Origin of the sequence: Flavobacterium sp. Sd200 (assembly GCF_009826935.1) — a bacterium.
In the GTDB taxonomy this organism is placed as follows: domain Bacteria; phylum Bacteroidota; class Bacteroidia; order Flavobacteriales; family Flavobacteriaceae; genus Flavobacterium.
Window position 1 is genome coordinate 237,573 of the sequence record NZ_WUMN01000004.1, and the last position, 14,969, is coordinate 252,541.

The 14,969-nt window shown below is 39.1% G+C and carries 15 protein-coding genes; 8 read left to right on the forward strand and 7 right to left on the reverse strand.

The features are described from left to right. Positions 1 to 23: 23 nt before the first annotated feature. The 6 genes from GR160_RS12960 to GR160_RS12985 form a co-directional block, all read right to left on the reverse strand. On the reverse strand, positions 24 to 971 hold the full coding sequence (locus GR160_RS12960) for a hypothetical protein (RefSeq protein WP_160750300.1): 948 nt from the start codon (positions 969 to 971) through the stop codon (positions 24 to 26). A gap of 516 nt (positions 972 to 1,487) precedes the next feature. Further along, entirely contained in the window at positions 1,488 to 2,312 is an 825-nt protein-coding gene (locus GR160_RS12965; protein ID WP_160750301.1) for a T9SS type A sorting domain-containing protein, read from the reverse strand. Positions 2,313 to 2,470: 158 nt separating this feature from the next. Further along, a complete protein-coding gene (locus GR160_RS12970) occupies positions 2,471 to 3,331 on the reverse strand; it encodes a lamin tail domain-containing protein (protein ID WP_160750302.1) in 861 nt (286 codons plus the stop codon). Positions 3,332 to 3,462: 131 nt separating this feature from the next. Further along, positions 3,463 to 3,801 carry a T9SS type A sorting domain-containing protein gene (locus GR160_RS12975; RefSeq protein ID WP_160750303.1) on the reverse strand — a complete coding sequence of 113 codons (339 nt, stop codon included), beginning with the start codon at positions 3,799 to 3,801 and terminating at the stop codon, positions 3,463 to 3,465. A 202-nt stretch (positions 3,802 to 4,003) separates the two neighbouring features. Further along, positions 4,004 to 5,182, reverse strand: coding sequence for a hypothetical protein (locus GR160_RS12980; protein ID WP_160750304.1), 1,179 nt, complete (start codon positions 5,180 to 5,182; stop codon positions 4,004 to 4,006). Positions 5,183 to 5,273: 91 nt separating this feature from the next. Beyond that, positions 5,274 to 8,015, reverse strand: a complete 2,742-nt coding sequence (locus tag GR160_RS12985; RefSeq protein WP_160750305.1) for a TonB-dependent receptor — start codon at positions 8,013 to 8,015, stop codon at positions 5,274 to 5,276. A gap of 183 nt (positions 8,016 to 8,198) precedes the next feature. Between GR160_RS12985 and GR160_RS12990 the strand changes: the two genes are divergently transcribed. Next, positions 8,199 to 8,882, forward strand: a complete 684-nt coding sequence (locus GR160_RS12990) for a response regulator transcription factor (protein ID WP_160750306.1) — start codon at positions 8,199 to 8,201, stop codon at positions 8,880 to 8,882. Continuing rightward, on the forward strand, positions 8,882 to 9,925 hold the full coding sequence (locus tag GR160_RS12995) for an ATP-binding protein (RefSeq protein ID WP_160750307.1): 1,044 nt from the start codon (positions 8,882 to 8,884) through the stop codon (positions 9,923 to 9,925). The genes GR160_RS12990 and GR160_RS12995 overlap by 1 nt, the downstream gene beginning before the upstream one ends. Here GR160_RS12995 and GR160_RS13000 read toward each other — a convergent pair. After that, complete coding sequence (locus GR160_RS13000; protein WP_160750308.1) at positions 9,899 to 10,957, reverse strand: glycosyltransferase; 1,059 nt, start codon at positions 10,955 to 10,957, stop codon at positions 9,899 to 9,901. The two genes, GR160_RS12995 and GR160_RS13000, sit on opposite strands and share 27 nt — an antisense overlap. 99 nt (positions 10,958 to 11,056) lie before the next feature. On the opposite strand from GR160_RS13000, the gene trmB reads away from it, so the two are divergent. The 6 genes from trmB (at position 11,057) to GR160_RS13030 (ending at position 14,968) form a co-directional block, all read left to right on the forward strand. After that, positions 11,057 to 11,731 carry a tRNA (guanosine(46)-N7)-methyltransferase TrmB gene (gene trmB / locus GR160_RS13005; protein WP_160750309.1) on the forward strand — a complete coding sequence of 225 codons (675 nt, stop codon included), beginning with the start codon at positions 11,057 to 11,059 and terminating at the stop codon, positions 11,729 to 11,731. A 1-nt stretch (position 11,732) separates the two neighbouring features. After that, a complete protein-coding gene (locus GR160_RS13010) occupies positions 11,733 to 12,371 on the forward strand; it encodes a LysE family transporter (protein ID WP_160750310.1) in 639 nt (212 codons plus the stop codon). A 12-nt stretch (positions 12,372 to 12,383) separates the two neighbouring features. After that, complete coding sequence (locus GR160_RS13015) at positions 12,384 to 12,719, forward strand: MGMT family protein (RefSeq protein WP_160750311.1); 336 nt, start codon at positions 12,384 to 12,386, stop codon at positions 12,717 to 12,719. A gap of 9 nt (positions 12,720 to 12,728) precedes the next feature. After that, entirely contained in the window at positions 12,729 to 13,463 is a 735-nt protein-coding gene (locus GR160_RS13020) for a hypothetical protein (protein ID WP_160750312.1), read from the forward strand. A gap of 133 nt (positions 13,464 to 13,596) precedes the next feature. Beyond that, entirely contained in the window at positions 13,597 to 14,727 is a 1,131-nt protein-coding gene (locus GR160_RS13025) for an Mrp/NBP35 family ATP-binding protein (RefSeq protein ID WP_160750313.1), read from the forward strand. A gap of 1 nt (position 14,728) precedes the next feature. Then, a complete protein-coding gene (locus GR160_RS13030; protein WP_160750314.1) occupies positions 14,729 to 14,968 on the forward strand; it encodes a NifU family protein in 240 nt (79 codons plus the stop codon). Position 14,969: the final 1 nt, after the last annotated feature.

Genomic DNA, 14,969 nt, shown 5'->3' on the forward strand with positions numbered 1-14,969 from the left:
GTAAAATTTAGATTAAACGTATATTATTTAGTACCGGCAAGTTTAAGTACGAGTGCTTTAAGTTCGTCTATTTCTTTTTGCTGTTTTTCGAGCTGTTTTTGCTGCTGTATGGCATACAGGGTAAGCTCCTCGATCTTTTCCTGCTGAATTTTTGCCATTTCGCCCACTTCTATACCGTCTTCCTCTATTTGTTTGGCCGATGGCACATTAGGTAAATGCCCATTCTCGTTTATGTATTGTTCTACTTCCGGCAGGGTAGGGAGCTTGTAATTATCCTCAAAAACATAATCGGCCCAAGTAGTGGCAACGCGAACCTCTTTAGCGAGTATGCCGCCGTTTACAATTAGTTTATAGGCAGCAACGTTTATGCTGCCGCCTGTTGTAGGAAAGGCAGCCGTACCTAAACCTATGCCTACTTTACCGTTAAATTTTAAAAGGTCGTTTGCGAAGTCGCCCCAAATGAGGGGAGTAGAAGAGCTGCTGTTTTCTATATATAGTTTGTTACTGGAAATCTCGTTATAACCAGCATTATAACCTAAGAATATATTGCCACCTCCAGAGGTACTGTATCCAGCTTTATGTCCCAGCATTGTATTGTTCCCGTATGTTATGTTAGCACCGGAGCCAAAACCTACTAATACATTATAGGAGTTTTCAGTGCTGTATTGGCCAGCTGTTGCACCGACAAAAACATTTTCATACCCATCTGTGAAATATTGACCAGTTTTATTTCCTATTAATACATTATCTGTTCCGCTTTCACCTCCCGTCAAGTATCCCATGATTGTTGAATTTGTCATACCGTAATTTGGGGCGGTATATCCGGCACTGTAGCCAAAAAAAGCATTACCTGTTCCACTCGTTCCGGCATTTAAACCGAAGCTGGTGACTGAAGAGTTTTGGGTTTGCGCATTAACCGTAAAAATTCCTGTGGCAAACAAAGCTGCTGCCAAAATTTGTGTTGTTTTCATAAAAAATAAATGTTATTGTTGGAATTTAAATTTATGAAAACATTTGTAAATCGCAATGGAATTTTTGTAAGAAATTTTATTTAATCAATTGTTAGTTAAAAAGTTATGTTTTGGTTAAGGGTTCCCTTTTTTGGAGTGAAGCATCGCGAGGCACGAAGCGATCTGTTTGTTAGGTGGGCTAAATAGGCTGCTTCGTCGTTCCTCCCCGCAGTGACGGTGCTTGAACAATTAGTGGCTTAAATAGAGATTCCTCCACTTCGTTGCACTTCGTTCGGAATGGAAAAGGTTGCTTTGTCGTTTCTCATCGCAGTGATAGTGCGTGAAACAATTAGTGGCTTAAATAGAGATTCCTCCACTTCGCTGCGCTTCGGTCGGAATGGAAAAGGGTGCTTTATATCTCCATCGTGAAGATTCATAAAGAAAGAGCGAAGAGATTGGTGAAAATTTGTGTAATTAGTGTCTAAAAAGCAAAAAGGCTGCCAATGGCAGCCCTGATATTATAAAGTGTAAAGTAAATTACTGTACAATAAGTTTTTTAGTAGCAGTTTTACCGTCTTCGGTAACTTTTACAATATAAACACCTGCTGTAAGGTTGTTTGTATTAACAGTGTTGTTAGCAGTTGTAGTGTTAAGCACCTGTTTACCTGTAATATCGAATATAGCCACTCCTTTAGCAGCATTGCTATTCGATTTTACAGTAAGCACATTGCCTGTAAGCGGGTTAGGGCTAACCGTTAAACCTGCAATTTCGTTTTGTTTAACTCCTGCGGCAGTATTGTCAACAAAAGAAAAATCATCATAATAGATATAACCACCATCAGCACCTACAGCTTCTCTATTTGTTCTTACCTGAAATCTGAAGTGTGTGGCATTAGCAGGAGCTGTAAGTGTAAGAGTTTTATTGATCCATTGTGGATTGTCAGTAGAAAAAGATAAATCGTTATCTGCATATCTTAGTGTTCCTTCATCATCTGATAATTGAGTGAATGGAGTTCCTGCCTGCATCCAAGCCGACCAAATTCTTGTTTTTGCTGCCGGGTCGTTGTCAAGATACCAATAACTAATAGTATAGCTGTTTCCTGCAATTACAGGTATAAGGTCGTCCTGCTGTACATTTTGAGTGCTTGATTGCGACTGATGTCTTGCTGAACTGTTGCCACTATGTTTAATATTGTTTTCCTGAACAAGATTGATGTTTAAGTAAGTGCTGTATGGAGCATAACTAACAGGTTGCTCGTTTGCCCATTCTTCGAAACCAGGGTTTAAAACAAGATTTTCCTGTGCTGTTGCTGCCGTGGCAGATAATACGATTACTGATAGTAACGAGTAGATTTTTTTCATTTTATATAGTCTTTTTTAACCTTGTAAAATTATTAAATACGGCTTTTGCCGTGGCTTGTTTTTTATTGTTTAATTGTTAAGTAAACATCAATAAAAAAAGGGCGCTGCAAAGCAACACCCTTTAATACCAGCCTCTTAGTGAGAGTGGTGTATGCTATTTACTGTACAATAAGTTTTTTAGTAGCAGTTTTGCCTTCTTCAGTAACTTTTACAATATAAACACCTGCGCTAAGTTTAGCTGCGTTTACAGTGTTGTTTACTGTTACAGCGCTAAGTATTTGTTTGCCTGTAATATCAAATATAGCTACAGTTTTTTCTACATCGCTGTTAGACGATACTGTAAGTACATTGCCTGTAAGTGGGTTTGGAGAAAGCTTTAAGCCAGCGATTTGATTTTTGTTTATACTTTGCGTTCCACAAACGTTTACTGGAGTTGCAGTATTTCTTGGTGTTGGAGTTGTAGAAACGAAATCAGTAGCGTTGTCGTTGGTATCCTGACATCCATTACTTGCTCTTACAGCTGCAAGAGCATTACCTAAAGCAGGAGTAGGTCCACTACCTTCAAATGTAGTAGCTGAACCAAATCCAACGAAGTCAACAACATTCGCGTCGGTAGGTGAAGTTACAGCGGTATCATTTGAGGCTAATACTATTTTACCATTAGTGCCTCCTATAGAAAGGATTACAGCTGGTGCAACTGGTGCATAATCAGGAGTTGGTAATGCCTGTACTGCTGTGTTGCCTGCAGCTTCCTGAATAAGATAATATTGACCTGGCTGAATTGTTATCGTAGGTAGTGGCTGTATATTTGATGCGTTGAAAGACCCTGAGTTAGAAGCGTATTGAAGAGTATGGCCTGTTAGGGTAACGGCTTGAGAGCCACGGTTAAATAATTCTACAAAATCGTTGCTGTAAACAGCACCATTGTTACCACCACCGCCATAAACCTGGCTAATGACTACCTGAGAGAAAGAAGCAGTTGATACAAGAGCAGCTGCTAAAATGTAAAGTTTTTTCATGTCGTTAATTTTTATTGAAGTTTTATTTTCTGATTGCAAAGATAGCGCGCGCGTACAAACTATAAAAATATTCTTATATCAAAATAAGCCTAAATTAGAAAAGTTTAACAGCTTGCGGCCTCTTTTTGGGTTTATTTAACAATTAGCTTTCGTGTAGATGTCGCTTCGCCCTCTTTTACCTTGATAATGTAAACGCCGGGTGTCATGTCGCTAACGTTAAGTTCTTTGTTGTTGCTAAGTGTTGCCTGCATAATTTTTTTGCCTAAAACATCAAAAATGGCAACATCTTTGTTTTGCCCGGTTTTAGATGTAATATACAGCCTGCCGCCGCTAACGGGGTTGGGGTATATGTTAAGGCCTTCTATAGGATCTTTACCGGCAGTAAAAGACTGTTTGTTTTCCTGGGCTATAGCACCAAGGCAAAACAAAAACAGGGCCAGTAAGGTAGTATAAAAGTAGTGTTTTTTCATAAGATGATCGATGATGTAAATGTATAAATTATTTCAATAACTATACCAAAAATTTTGTTATGAAAAAATATTAAATTTTAGTGTGTGTTTTAACAATAGTAAGATCGATAATTTTATCTATTTATCTTAAAACCGTATAATTATAAAAGCAATAAGGCTGCCAATGGCAGCCTTATTTTGTATGTAAGTAAAAACTTAAAAATTAGTTGTTACGAGTCCATCCCTGAGCCCAAGCCGGAACTTCAGTACCTGCACCAGCTCCTGTAGCAGAAGCATTTTCAGTAAAGATAGAGTTTATGTTGCTGGCATTTGTAGCATCTATCGCTTTTCTGTCAGCAGGAATGTTATCAAATTTAACACCTGTAGCTTTAGTAGCACCAGAAGTTACAAAAGCAAGAGTTTCAGCGTGCTGAACGTCAAATCCAGTACCAAAGTTGCTAAGAACTACATTGTTAAATACTGCTTTAGTACCTTCTCTTAGTTTTATAGCCTGGTTTTCTGAACCACCATTGTTTCCTATTAGTGTAAGGTTTGTAATAGTAGGGTTAGATATTGGAGTTAAAGCACGGTTGTTAGCGTTGTTATCTGCTTCGATACCTCTGTTACCACCATTAGTTCTTTTACCATACCAGTTTTCGTTAGTACCTACCCATCCTTCAGTCCAGTCAAAAAGGTCATCACCAACTTTAGTAGCGTGTACGTTTACTACAGAAAGCCATTTAGTGTTTACAGTACCACCAAACCACTCAAAGCCGTCGTCAGAGCTTTCATAAACCTGTACATGCTCTACAGTAGTTCCACGGCCTACACCAAAGAAAGAAACACCGTTAAATTCTTTACTTGCGCTGTAAGAAAAACCAGGATATTCCACCCTTAGATATTTAATAGTTCCTGAACTGTCGTCATCCTGATTACCACCGTAAGGAAGGTCAGATACTTCAGCACGTGCACCTGTAGCACTTGTGTTGATAGTAGCGCGGCCACAAAGAACAAGACCACCCCATGCTTGTGGTTCTTTTACTTCTGCAGTCATTACAACCGGGCTTGCAGCTGTACCCTGAACATCAATTTCACCATCCTGAGCAATTGCAATATAACGAACTTCATCATCAGTTTCAGTAGTGCGTGTTGCTTCGATAATTACGCCTGCTTTGATTGTTAGTTTAGCATCGGCTCCAACTACAAGCGGACCTGTAAGTTTGTAAGTTCCCGATTCAAGGATAACTTCTCCATCTTCGATCTCACCTTTAAAATTGTTACGGTCAAGTACGAATGTTGATGTTGGTCCTGCTGGTTTGTTGTCGTCATCAGAACATGATACTGTTAAAGCAGCAAATGATAATGATGCTAAAGCAAATACTGTTAAAACTCTTTTTTTCATTTTGTGTTATTTATTTTGATTGCAAATTTGAGCAATCGAGGTTTAATGTAAGTTAACTCTGTGTAAGCAAATTGTTGTGTTTGCAGGTGTTTTATAGCTTGTATGTTAAGCCAAGTCCAAAATAAGCACCTCTTTTGTAGTTAATGATTGGAACAGTGCCGCTTGCGTTTTCCTGTACCCTTTCAAATTCGGGGTTTAATAGATTACGTCCCACAAGGTCAATGCCTAAATGTTTGCCTAAACGTGTTTTCAACACAAGATCTAATGCTCCCATGCCTTTATCAACAAGGTTTCCTTTTCCTAATGTACCAATCGCATAAAGCCTGTCTGAATAATGAGAATACATTAAGGTTGCAGTTATTCCTTTGTCTGCCGTCCAGTTTTTTGTATAAGATACGTCAGCATTAAGCAACAGGTCTGAAGCTCCTGTAAAACTCGATGTTTTATCTGTCGGGTTGATGCTCATAGAGTTATCAGTCTCTCTTGCCACTTTTTCCGGATCAAGATCCTGGTGGGTTTTCATGTATGCAAGGTTTAATCCTCCGGTTAGCTTGTTTTCAAATTCACCATCTATAACATATAGGTTTTTGCGCACTTCAAGCTCAGCACCCACTACATAACCGCTGTCTCCAATGTTTACCCAAGATATATCGTTGGTTGCAGATGAAATTACAATTTCGTTTATTGGGTCCAGTATGTATTTACTAAATGCTGTTACAGATATTAGCTCATCTCTTTGAGGGAAAAATTCCCATTTAATATCAGCATTGTAATTTTGAGAAGGGTATAGATCTTTATTACCTATTTTAACTTCGTTTATCTCTTCATAAAGAAAGTTTGCTGTTTCTTTAAATTGAGGTAGTGTATATGTTTTACTTGCGGCAAACCTAAGATTATGTTTGTCGTTCAGTTCATATTTTAATATTAGGTTTGGTAAAAATTCGTTTCTATTAAAGTCAGATTGCCCTGTTTCAAATTGCGTTCTGTAATCTATAGACTGATCAATTTTTTCATATCTAAGACCTATACTTGTGGTTAGCTTGTCGGTAAATTTATAATCGAATGTACCAAAACCTGCGTGTATATCAAGGTCACCGTTGTAGGTTTGAGGTCGCATACTACCTGAATAGGTGTTTACAGAGAAATCGCCATTGGCATAAGAAGTTGGATTAAAAATCTCGTCAAGTCGGTTAGGATCGGCTGTTATATCAAATCGAATAGCCGAGTTAAGGAAGAAGTTAAACTGTATGGCTTCAAAATCACGCTTTTTAAAGCGTCCGTTGTAGCCTGCGCTTATTTTGCCCCTTGATTTACCATCTTCTCCAGTGGCACCTATCTGCCTGCTAACTGCAATATTTGCTGCAAGTTCATCTTCTTTTAGGTTTTGATAATACCTGTGGTTATCGGTAGCGGTTACCTGAGCAAGGTTTAGTGTTCCGTCTGCTCCGGTATCTGCAAAAGTGTTTTGTCTCCTGTCTGGCATATCGCCTTTAACGGTGTTGTAAGATACACCCCAGTCTAAGGCCGTTTTTTCGTTTAGTTTGTGGTTGCCAAGTAACTGGTTTATCATCAAAGTGTTTTGCACATAAGTACCTCTTTGTATAAATCCAGTTCCGTCTTCAGCAAGGTCTCGAATAATTCCTGAATATCCGTCTCTATATTGGTCTGAAGAATTTACAATCAAAAAGTTGTAAGATAATTTGTGGTTAGGGTTTAGACGGTATGCAGCATTAAACATTCCCGTTGTGTTGGTGTTGTAAGAAAAACGCTCCTGTTGGAAAGAGTTTAACACACCGCCCTGGGCATTCATTGTTTGGTTTAGACCTTTCCTGTATTCATAGCCATTGCTAAAGTTTGCTGTTGCAAAAAGGCTAAGTTTGCCTTCTTCTCCAATGTTGTAAACCTGACCGGCCTTAAATCCAAAGTTAATTGGAGTCATGCTTTCTTTTTGTGCATTCAGGCTGTTAGGGTAGTTAAACGATGTTAATGCATTTGCAGGATAATCGCTTTTAAAGAATCCTGATTTTTTAGGACCATCCTGTAAATAGAATTCACTCGATTTATCTAAAGCGTTCGTGTTAATTTTAGATCCCACAGATACTTCGAACATTCCGTTTCCACGATATTCTTTAGAGATTATGTCTACGTTACCTCCGGCAAAGTCTCCAAAAAGTTTTGTGTTGTAAACCTTGTCTATAGATATATAGTCAACAATATCGGTAGTAAATATGTCAAGAAAAATGTTTTTCTTTTCAGGGTCATTACTTGGTACCGGTAATCCGTTTATAGATGTAGAGTTATAGCGGTCGCCAAGCCCCCTTACATATACGTTGTTGCTGCCTTCTTGTTTAGATATACCCGATGTTTTTGCAACAGCAGTAGCCACATCGCCAATACCTTTACGGCTAAGCTCTTGTGCGCCTATGTTCTGCTTCATTTCAATGGCGTTCTTTTGCTGCAGTAAAAGAGCGGTTTCTTTTTCGCGGCTCACCTGTTTTTCTATAACCACATCGGTTAGCTGTACACTGGTCGAGGCAAGAATTTCGTTAACAGTAATAGTTTCGTTTGCTTTAACTGTAACACTAACTTCTTTGCTCTCATAGCCAAGAAAACCAAAAACAAGGGTTTGCTGTCCTGCCGGAACGCTCAGGGTGTAATATCCTGTTTCGTCTGTATTGGTGCTAATGGGCGAACCTTTAACCACTACACTGGCAAACGGCAGCGGTTCGTTGTTCATGTCTTTGTCAGTAACTGTCCCGGTTACCGTACCGTTGTTTTGCGCAAAGCCTATGGCTGTAATAAACAAGGTAATCAATAAGAATTTAAGTTTCATTGCGTTGTGTTCTAATTTTGCTGCAAAGAAACTTCGCGCCCTCAAATTGAATGTTAGGTAAACGTTAGGTTTAGATTTACCTGTTATTACTAAATTGTTAACGCATTAAATAATAGTTAACACGTTTCATTATTTTGTATTATCTTTACCTTTACCGCCACAAAAACACAGATAATATTTATCATGAAGAAAAAAGACATCAAGATCTTATTAGTTGATGACGAGCAGGATATCCTGGAAATTGTGGGTTATAACTTAACACAGGAAGGCTACCAGGTTATTACGGCGGTTAATGGTAAAGAAGCGATTGCCAAAGCTAAAAAAGAACTTCCGCATCTTATTATTATAGATGTGATGATGCCCGAAATGGACGGTATGGAGGCTGTTGAAAATATTAGAAAACTGCCGGAACTTAATAATGTTATTATTACGTTTTTAACGGCAAGAAGCGAAGATTACAGCCAGGTTGCCGGGTTTGATGCCGGAGCCGATGATTATATTGCCAAACCAATTAAACCAAAATTATTGGTTAGTAAAGTAAAGGCGTTGCTTAGAAGGCTTAAAGAAGACGACAGCAAAGCTGATGTTTTAAGGGTTGGCTCAATAGAAATTAACCGCGAAGAGTACAAAATTGTACTGGAAGACCGCGAAATTGTATTGCCGCGCAAAGAGTTTGAACTGTTTTACCTGTTGGCCTCTAAACCGGGCAAAGTGTTTAAAAGAGAAGAAATTCTTGATAAAGTGTGGGGTAACGAAGTAGTTGTAGGCGGAAGAACAATAGACGTTCACATCAGGAAACTTCGTGAAAAAATAGGAGACGATATTTTTAAAACCATAAAGGGCGTGGGTTATAAGCTCGAAATTTAGTGTCTATTAAGTTTAAAAAATCTTACCGTTTTGCTGTTAAATCAGCAACATATATTGCATTATTTGCCACCTTGCTGGTGGCAGGTTTAATGCAATTTTTTTATACCTTCAACTGGCAGTTTTTAGTGGCTTTTGCCCTGCTGCTTTTCTTCTTTGCTTTTTTTGTGCTGCAATATCGCGTAGAACATTTTATTTACCGCCGTGTAAAAAAAATATACGACGATATTTCGCTGCTCGAATCCAGCAGTCTGAGGAGCAAATCGGTTACTACCGATATGGCTACCCTTACGCATGAACTCGAAAAGTATGCCCGCGATAAGAAACTCGAAATAGAAACCCTTAAAATTCAGGAAGAATACCGTCGCGAGTTTTTAGGTAATGTTTCGCACGAACTAAAAACCCCACTGTTTACGGTTCAGGGTTACATACTGACATTGCTTGACGGTGCCATGAACGACAAAACCCTACGCAAAAAATACCTGCAGCGTGCAGAGAAAGGGGTAGAGCGGCTTATTTATATTGTTCAGGATCTTGATATGATAAGTAAGATGGAGGTGGGCGACCTTAACCTGCATTACACTGAATTTAATATTGTAGATGTTATACAGGGTGTTTTTGATCTGCTTGAAATGAAAGCCGACAAAAAAAGCATTATGCTCATGCTCGACCAAAAATATATTAAACCTGTTATGGTATATGCCGACAGAGATAAGATACAGCAGGTTATTACCAATCTTGTGGTAAACTCAATTAAGTACGGCCGCGAAGACGGTACTACAGAAATTAGTATAGAAGATCTTGTAAATAATAAAGTAATTATTCGTGTAAAAGATAATGGCGAAGGTATAGAACGCAAAAATATACCACGTCTTTTTGAACGCTTTTATCGTGTAGACCGCAGTGGTGCCCGCACAGAGGGCGGTAGTGGTCTTGGGCTTGCAATTGTTAAGCACATTATAGAAGGCCACGACGAAAAAATTTATGTTGAAAGTGACTATGGCAAGGGTTCAGAGTTTTCATTTACTCTCGAAAAGACTAAATAGGTCTTTCCATTTAATGGCGCATTCTACACTTTTAAGCCCTTTATACATGTGGGCCTTTCCTAAATTCTTTATTTTAAAATTGTCCTGCAAAGCATAAGGTACAGTGTTACTGCGTTTAAGTTTCTTTGCAAGATATTCCTGTTCATATTCTCCCGGTACGGGTATAAAGAAGGCTTTTTTGCAAAGTTTAGCCAAATCCATAACATTAGTATAGCTCGGTCGGCATAACACCACTTCGCTTTGATTCATAGCCTCTTCTATCTGTGCTGTGTTCATGTAGTTGTAGAAAAGGGTGTTGCCTTCTTTTACCATTTTTTGCTCAGGCTCTATAAGTCCCTGCACGAACAGCGTTTTGCCGTTGTATTTTTTTAATTCGGCGCGTAGCTTTTCTTCAAGTTCGGTGCGTTGGGGCTCTCCACCCGATAGCAGCACCATAAGGCTGTACTGTTTTTCTGTGGTCTTTTTATGCAGCCGGCTAAGCAATCCTATATATTTAGGTTTTATTCCGGGGTCTTCCGTATGGCCCAGTTTCCCCGAAAGATTAGGAGAGGTTTCAACATCGGGCACCCAGCACTGGGTAAAACGCCTTAAAAAATATTGATGGATTTTTGTAGCAAGCGCGGTAGTGCTTCCGCTGAGAATGTTTAGCTGGTGGGTTAAAAACACTGTGGGTACATTTTTGCAATACGCACCCAGCCTGCTGTCAGATATTATGCCTGCCAAATTATGTTCCTTTACAATGTTGCACACTAATTTGTTCTCGTGGCGTATTGCCAAAAACATACGAGGCATTTGCAATAGTATCTTAAGTTTAAAAAAGGCACCGGTTTTGGCATACTCGGCATGATATCCGGGCAGCTCTATTGTTTTTAGATGCGGAAATTCTTTTTTTAGCAGCTCAAGTGTTGTCCCGTCAGATGCTATAATGGGTTCAAAACCATGGTTTTCAAGTGCATCAATAACCGGTATGCAACGTGTGGCATGCCCCAGGCCCCTATTGAGTGGGGCAACAAGTATCTTATTATTTTGCACTGATTTGTTATGTTTTTGATAACTATTTAATTTGTGCAATCTAAAATTATTTTGATTGCCATATATTTCGCTAATTTTACCAAAAATTTAAATTAAAGAGTGGGAAGCAAAAATAAACTGAAGCGTTTTAGGGAAAACGAAACATTTAATAACGTTTTACAGCCTACGCGAGAGGAAGCCGTTGCAGGTACTTTTAACCTGAAAGGCAAATGGAACAGCGATTTTTTTAAGAATGATAACCCTATTATACTCGAGCTTGGGTGTGGTAAGGGTGAATATAGTGTAGGGCTTGCCGAACGCTATCCTGAAAATAACTTTATAGGCATAGATATTAAAGGTGCCCGTTTTTGGCGTGGTGCTAAAACTGCGGTAGAGAACGGATTGTATAATGTGGCATTCCTTCGCACACAGATAGAGCTTATTGAGAACTTTTTTGCTCCGGGTGAAGTTTCTGAAATATGGATAACCTTCCCCGATCCACAAATAAAATATAAACGCACAAAGCACAGGCTTACCAATGCCGAGTTTTTAGTACGTTACAAGAACATCCTCAAGGCAGATGGTGTTGTAAACCTTAAAACCGACAGCGAATTTATGCATGGCTACACCCTTGGGCTATTGCATGGTGCCGGACACGAGGTGTTGTATGCCAACCACAACGTGTACCGCAACGAGGGCGCACCGGAAATTGTTACTGCTATACAAACATTTTACGAGCAGCAATACCTTGAGCAAAACAAGCCTATTACTTACATAAGGTTTAAAATAAAATAGTATGCAGGTAATAACCCCCATACTGTTAGGCTTTGCCGTGGCTTTTTTAACCACATTGCTGCCCGGGCTGCTAAACATGACGGCTGCCAAGATAAGCCTCAAAGAAGGTCGCAAAAATGCTATGGTTTTTGCGGGTGGCGCGGCAGTAATTGTGTTTATTCAGGCGTTTATAGCAGTAACCTTTGCAAAGCTCATCAATAGGCGACCGGATATAGTGTACCTTCTTGAAGAAGTTGGTGTGCTCATATTTTTTGTACTCACAGTGTATTTTCTGTTCCTGTCAAAAAAGAAAAAGCCCAAGGCAGCCGACGATGTGGTGAAAATTCGCAGTAAAACAGGCAACTTTTTTATTGGTATGGCGTTGTCTGCGCTAAACTTTTTCCCCATACCGTTCTATGTTTTTATAAGCATATCGTTATCCGCAGCCAAAATATTCTTCTTTACCAATCTGTATATCCTGCTTTTTGTAGCAGGGGCAATGAGTGGTGCATTTTTAGTCTTTTACCTTTATATAATCTTCTTTAAAAAGTTTGAGCATAAAACCGATTTCTTTTTAAGAAACGTAAACTATTTTATAGGTGCTATAACAGGTATTGTGGCTATTGTAACCCTTTTGCGTATTTGGAAAAGCCATTACTAAGCACTCAATAGTATGCCGGAAGACAACAGTAATTTTTTTGAAAAAGTACATGAAGTAGCGAGGCAAATACCCTATGGCAGGGTAACATCTTATGGAGCTATAGCTAAGTTTTTAGGAGCTGCCCGTTCGGCACGGATGGTAGGCTGGGCTATGAATAACTGCCCGGATGATGTACCTGCGCATCGTGTGGTAAACCGTGTTGGCCTGCTGAGCGGTAAGCATCATTTTGGCGGAACTAACCTCATGCAGCAGCTTTTGGAAAATGAGGGCATAGAGGTAGAAGATAATCAAATTACAGATTTTGAAAAACACTTTTGGGATCCTGCTAAGGAGTTGGATGTTTTATAATGTAATGCTATGAAACATTTTATCACTGTATTTATTTTGTTTTTCCTATTTACAAATTGTAAAAAGGATGTTATTGAGCGTAGCAAAGTAAATATAAATAACAAAGACGCATCTGAAAAGTTAACTAATATTGTTGCCGAGATAAAGGAAAGCAATGCTGAAGAGTTTGAAAAAGGATCATACTCTGCTTTGTCAGGTTTTAGTACGGATTTGCTTAGGCCAGATACATTGCTGCTGCCTCCGGTTGTAATAAATACTCAAAAAAAGAAACTTGCGTTTCATAATATAAATCCTTATTTGCAAAAAGGATATTATGACGAAGAAGAGGTTACTTATACTTATCTTGGATACAGTAAAGAAGTAGGGAAATATTTATTGTCTGCGCAATATTATGAAGGCGGAAGTTATTTTTTAGTAGACCAGGTCACAGCTAAAATAGATACGCTAGCCGGAATGCCGGATTTTTCTCCAAACCGTCAAAAAATAATATCATACTATGTTAATCCATATGGCGGAGGTAAGTCATTGTTAAGTGCAGATATACAAATACTTTCTTTATCTAACAGTAAATTTACATGTGTATTTAATGAGAATTTAGATTATATTCCTGATGATATAAAATGGAAAGGGAATAATATTGTCTTAATTAAAGCATTATCGGCTGACGAATTTTATGAAATTCAAACAGACACTGTCAATAAAAAACAGGGAAACTATATCTATAAAAAGATAATTCTTAAATAATATTTTTTATAATTTGTAAGTTATCACTTTTTGCTGCAAACTATAACATTAATCTTCTTTAAATAAACTTTTCATAGTATCTTTGTAATTTGAAATCAGTCTTAATAGTGCAGACTGTTAGTTATTTACAATTATGAAGTTAGACAGAAAAGAGATATTAAAAGCCCTTGAAACCATAACGCTTGCCGGAGAAGGGCAAAATATGGTTGAGAGTGGTGCAATACGCAACGTGCTTACCTTTGGCGATGAGGTTGTGGTTGAGCTTGTAATGCAAACTCCGGCAATGCACATCCGCAAACGTGCCGAAGCCGATATTATTAAAACAATCCATGAAAAAGTAACCCCTGAGGCTAAGGTAAAGGTAAACGTAAAAGTTGAAGCGCCTGAGAAACCTGAGATTAAAGGAAAAGCCATTCCTGGCATTAGTAATATTATTGCTGTATCGTCGGGCAAAGGCGGTGTTGGTAAATCTACAGTAACGGCAAACCTTGCGGTTACACTTGCTAAAATGGGCTTTAAGGTTGGTGTTCTTGATGCCGACGTTTATGGTCCTTCTATGCCAATAATGTTTGATGTAGAGCGCGAAAAGCCTATATCAGTAACCATCGACGGTAAATCTAAAATGAAACCTATTGCCAGCTATGGCGTAGAGATACTTTCTATAGGCTTTTTTACCAGCCCGGAGCAGGCCGTTATATGGCGTGGTCCAATGGCAGGTAAGGCCCTTAACCAAATGATATTTGATGCCGATTGGGGCGAGCTTGATTTTATGCTGCTTGACCTGCCACCGGGAACGGGCGATATTCACCTTTCCATAATGCAGGCATTGCCTATTACAGGTGCGGTTATTGTAAGCACGCCACAGGCTGTTGCTCTTGCCGATGCCAAAAAAGGTGTGGCAATGTTTCGTCAGGAAAGCATTAATGTGCCTGTACTTGGTATTATAGAAAATATGGCGTATTTTACACCGGAAGAATTGCCGGAAAACAAATACTACATTTTTGGCAAAGAAGGTGCTAAAAACCTTGCTGAAGACCTTGATGTTCCTTTCCTTGGCGAAGTGCCTATAGTGCAAAGCATTCGCGAAGCAGGCGATTACGGTCGTCCTGCTGCCCTGCAAACTGCAACACCGCTTGAGGCTGTGTTCGAAGAATTGGCGCGTAATGTGGTTCAGGAAACTGTAAACCGTAATGATAACCTTCCGCCGTCTGAGGCGATTAAAATAACTACGATGGCCGGATGTTCGGCTGTTAAAAAGAAATAAAATGACAACAGAAGAAATTAGAAGCAGTGTTGAAAGGGCTCTTGAAGAGATACGCCCTTTTTTGGAGTCTGATGGAGGTAATATTTCGTTAATAGATATCGAAGACGATAAACATGTACGTGTACGCCTTGAAGGTGCCTGCGTTGGCTGCAGCGTAAACCAAATGACACTAAAGGCCGGGGTAGAAACTACCATTAAAAAGTATGCCCCGCAAATAGAAACTGTGGTTAACGTAGCGTAGC

What these genes read in the sequence shown, in the direction of transcription:
- GR160_RS12960 (WP_160750300.1), bottom strand. Translation starts at nt 971, where the DNA reads ATGAAAACAACACAAATTTTGGCAGCAGCTTTGTTTGCCACAGGAATT.
- GR160_RS12965 (WP_160750301.1), bottom strand. Translation starts at nt 2,312, where the DNA reads ATGAAAAAAATCTACTCGTTACTATCAGTAATCGTATTATCTGCCACG.
- GR160_RS12970 (WP_160750302.1), bottom strand. Translation starts at nt 3,331, where the DNA reads ATGAAAAAACTTTACATTTTAGCAGCTGCTCTTGTATCAACTGCTTCT.
- GR160_RS12975 (WP_160750303.1), bottom strand. Translation starts at nt 3,801, where the DNA reads ATGAAAAAACACTACTTTTATACTACCTTACTGGCCCTGTTTTTGTTT.
- GR160_RS12980 (WP_160750304.1), bottom strand. Translation starts at nt 5,182, where the DNA reads ATGAAAAAAAGAGTTTTAACAGTATTTGCTTTAGCATCATTATCATTT.
- GR160_RS12985 (WP_160750305.1), bottom strand. Translation starts at nt 8,015, where the DNA reads ATGAAACTTAAATTCTTATTGATTACCTTGTTTATTACAGCCATAGGC.
- GR160_RS12990 (WP_160750306.1), top strand. Translation starts at nt 8,199, where the DNA reads ATGAAGAAAAAAGACATCAAGATCTTATTAGTTGATGACGAGCAGGAT.
- GR160_RS13010 (WP_160750310.1), top strand. Translation starts at nt 11,733, where the DNA reads ATGCAGGTAATAACCCCCATACTGTTAGGCTTTGCCGTGGCTTTTTTA.
- GR160_RS13015 (WP_160750311.1), top strand. Translation starts at nt 12,384, where the DNA reads ATGCCGGAAGACAACAGTAATTTTTTTGAAAAAGTACATGAAGTAGCG.
- GR160_RS13020 (WP_160750312.1), top strand. Translation starts at nt 12,729, where the DNA reads ATGAAACATTTTATCACTGTATTTATTTTGTTTTTCCTATTTACAAAT.
- GR160_RS13025 (WP_160750313.1), top strand. Translation starts at nt 13,597, where the DNA reads ATGAAGTTAGACAGAAAAGAGATATTAAAAGCCCTTGAAACCATAACG.
- GR160_RS13030 (WP_160750314.1), top strand. Translation starts at nt 14,729, where the DNA reads ATGACAACAGAAGAAATTAGAAGCAGTGTTGAAAGGGCTCTTGAAGAG.